Consider the following 2,835-nt stretch of genomic DNA (forward strand, 5'->3'; position numbering starts at 1 on the left):
CTCCTCGCACATGGCGAGGACCTCCATCATCCCGTCGGGGTCGAAGGTGTTGGCCAGGGCCTCCATCTCGGCGGCGACCTGGGCGAAGCTGAACGCGCTGGTGGCGGTGGTCACGATCCCTCCCAAGGGGACGGCGGTGCTGTCGGTCGAGTTGTGGTTGCGGGGAGCGCGCGGCACCGTGTCCGCCACCCGCCCCTCGTCGGTGTCAGCGTCCGGGTTGTCGAGGTGTTCGGCGGCGGCGAGGTCGGCGTCCAGGGCGGCGCCGATCACCCAGTCACGGACAGTCCGGTCTTCGCGGGCCCGGCCGACCATGCGGTCGAACAGGCGCCGTCCCGGGTGCATCAGCCACGGCATGTCGAGGCGGCGGCCGATCGGGGTGGTGACCGCGCCGACCAGGCCGACCGCGCCGGCCAGCAGCGCCGCCAGCGCCCACCGGGCGAAGTACCGCCCGGCCGAGCGACGCAGCCGCTTACGGGCCGCCCGCGCCACCGCGCCCTTGCGCATCGCCACCCGACGCTCCCTCACCCGCGCATCCGCCCGCCCGTCCCGCGCCAGCCGCCCGGCCAGGCGCCTGCCCTCGCGGTTCTGACGCCGGGCCAGGCGCTTGTCCTGCCGGGCCTGACGACGCGCCTGCCGGGCGACCTCCCGCGCACCGCCCGCCACCGACCCCGCACCACCGGCCGTGCTGGCGCCGGGGGCGGTGTGGCCGGCGCGGGACAGCTCCCGGGCCGTCGCCTTCGCTACCCGCTTCTGCTCCCGCGCGGCCACCTTGGCGGCGCGGCGGGCGTCGGCGACGGTGCGGCGGGCCGCCGTGTCCTGCACCCGCTTCTCGCGCAGGCTCGGCGCCGCCGCGGTACGCTCGGCACGCGCCGCCCGCACCCGCGCAGCCCGAACCCCCAGACCCGAACCCGCGCCGCCACCGGCCGACGGCCGCTGACCAGTGGCGCGGCCTCGGGCGCCGGGCCCGGACACGGTGGTCGAGGGTGCGGTCGAGGCGGCTCCGCCGGACCGGACGCGGGACGCGGCGGCCGGGCCACGGCGGGCCGACGAACCGGCGCCGACCTGGGCATTGCGCACCCCGGCCGGGGTGCCGTTCCTACCCGCACGCGGTCCCGCACCGGAAGCGGCGGCGTGCCGCGCGGGACGGGACTGCTGGCCCAGCGGCGACCGGGCGCCGCCCGCCGGGCCGGGCGTCCCGAACAGGCCACCCCCGCCCGGCCGGTGGCCGGCGTTGGGGTGGTTCGGTGTCTGGCCGGTGTCCTGGCCGGTCGAGGTCTTGCCGGTGCGGGTGCGGGAGCGAAGGGCGGCGGCGCCGGTCACGGCGACCGCACCACCGGCGAGCAGGGCCAGCATCACCGGCCCGCCCGCCAGCGCGGCGGCGGACACGGCGCCGACGGCGGTGTTCCCGCCGGCCACCGCCAGCGGCACCACCGGCAGACCACCCCGGGTGTGCCCCGCACGGGCCGGGGCCCGGCGAACGGCCGGAGCACCGGACGTCGTGGGCTCCACCGCCGGGGCCACTGCGGTGGGGGCCGGTTCAGGCTGCGGCACCGGGCGGGCCGGTGCGCTCGGCCGGACCGGAGCTGGCAAGCCGGTGACCGGCGCGGCCTCGGGCGGGACCAGGGTCTCGGACATGGCGTCTCCCCCGCTCACGCGCCCGCCGGGGCGACGGCGTCCCCGGCGGCGGTGCGCTCGACGACGGGCTTGTCCAGGTCGCGGTGGACGACCCGGATGGTGAAGCCGAGCATGGTGAGGCGGCGGGCGAGGGCGGCGGTGACGACGGCGGCGCGGTGCCGGCCGCCCGCGCAGCCGACCGCGATGGTCAGCGGCGCGTGGGTCGGCCCGGCGTCGTAGGCGTCGACCACGAGCGCGGCGGCGGTGACGGCCTCCCGGATCCCCGGGGTGCCCATCACCGCCCGGCGCACCGGCAGGTCGTGCGCCGTCAGGTGACGAAGGGCCGGGTCGACGTGCGGGTCGCGGAAGTGCTTGCGCAGGTCGAGGGTGAGGTGCGCCTCGGGCGGAGCGCCGTGCAGGTAGCCGAAGCTGATCACGCAGATTTCGGTCACGGACATGACAGGGATCTCCTGGTGCTGATGGCAGCGGAGCAGGTCAGGGGGGCTGGGGGATCAGATCTCGTCGCAGCGCAGGCCGTAGCAGGCGGCGCAGATCGGGATGATCCACTTCTCGTTGCAGACGTCCTGCGCGAACGGGTCCGCGCACTCCTCGACGTCCGGCGTGCGCTCGCCGCAGAAGTAGCAGGTCAGGCAGGGCATGGGGGCTCCTCGGTCGTTCAGGCCGCGAGGGCGGTGGCGTCGGCGCAGGGCAGGCAGGTGCCCAGGTGCGCGGGGAGCACGTAGCCGGCGTCGCGGTGGCACTGCGGGCAGGTGCGGCGGGCCTTGTTGGCCTTGGCGAGGGCGGCGGCCTTTGCGGGGGTCATCGGCCGTACCGGCTTGGCCCGGTCGATCCGGTAGAGGTAGGCGGCGCGCTGGCCCTTGCTGCGGCGCGAGCGCCAGCAGACCTGAGCGGCGACGTCCTGCCCGCCCGGGCGCAGGCCTCGGGCGCGGAGCTGGCGGCGGGTGAGCAGGGTGTCCGGGGCCATGCGCCACGGGTAGGTCGGGGTTCCGCCGTGGCGCTCGCCCGTGGGGTCCCAGGTCCGGGGGCGGCTCACTCGTCCTCGCCCGGGTCGTCCTGGGCGAGGGTGTAGTAGCCGGTCAGGGTCAGCGGGACACCGGCGTAGGCGGTGTCGACGCTCAGCCAGGCGTGGGGGCCGGTGCTGCCGTGGTCGACGGCGGCCGGGTCGGCCCCGAGGGCCTGGCGCCACTGCTCGAAGTCGCT

4 protein-coding genes are annotated in these 2,835 nt (G+C 77.4%); all 4 read right to left on the reverse strand.

The features are described from left to right. Positions 1 to 1,635 (reverse strand): hypothetical protein (locus ACFVUH_RS37250; RefSeq protein WP_387918072.1); only part of this gene is annotated, 1,635 nt, incomplete at its 3' end. Positions 1,636 to 1,649: 14 nt separating this feature from the next. After that, on the reverse strand, positions 1,650 to 2,072 hold the full coding sequence (locus tag ACFVUH_RS37255; protein WP_387918074.1) for an ATPase: 423 nt from the start codon (positions 2,070 to 2,072) through the stop codon (positions 1,650 to 1,652). Positions 2,073 to 2,126: 54 nt separating this feature from the next. Next, positions 2,127 to 2,273 carry a hypothetical protein gene (locus ACFVUH_RS37260; RefSeq protein WP_387918075.1) on the reverse strand — a complete coding sequence of 49 codons (147 nt, stop codon included), beginning with the start codon at positions 2,271 to 2,273 and terminating at the stop codon, positions 2,127 to 2,129. A gap of 17 nt (positions 2,274 to 2,290) precedes the next feature. Continuing rightward, positions 2,291 to 2,668: an RRQRL motif-containing zinc-binding protein gene (locus ACFVUH_RS37265; protein WP_387918076.1), complete on the reverse strand. Its 378-nt coding sequence runs from the start codon at positions 2,666 to 2,668 to the stop codon at positions 2,291 to 2,293. Between the last annotated feature and the right edge of the window lie 167 nt (positions 2,669 to 2,835).

The organism is Kitasatospora sp. NPDC058032, from assembly GCF_042885845.1.
Classification (GTDB): domain Bacteria; phylum Actinomycetota; class Actinomycetes; order Streptomycetales; family Streptomycetaceae; genus Kitasatospora.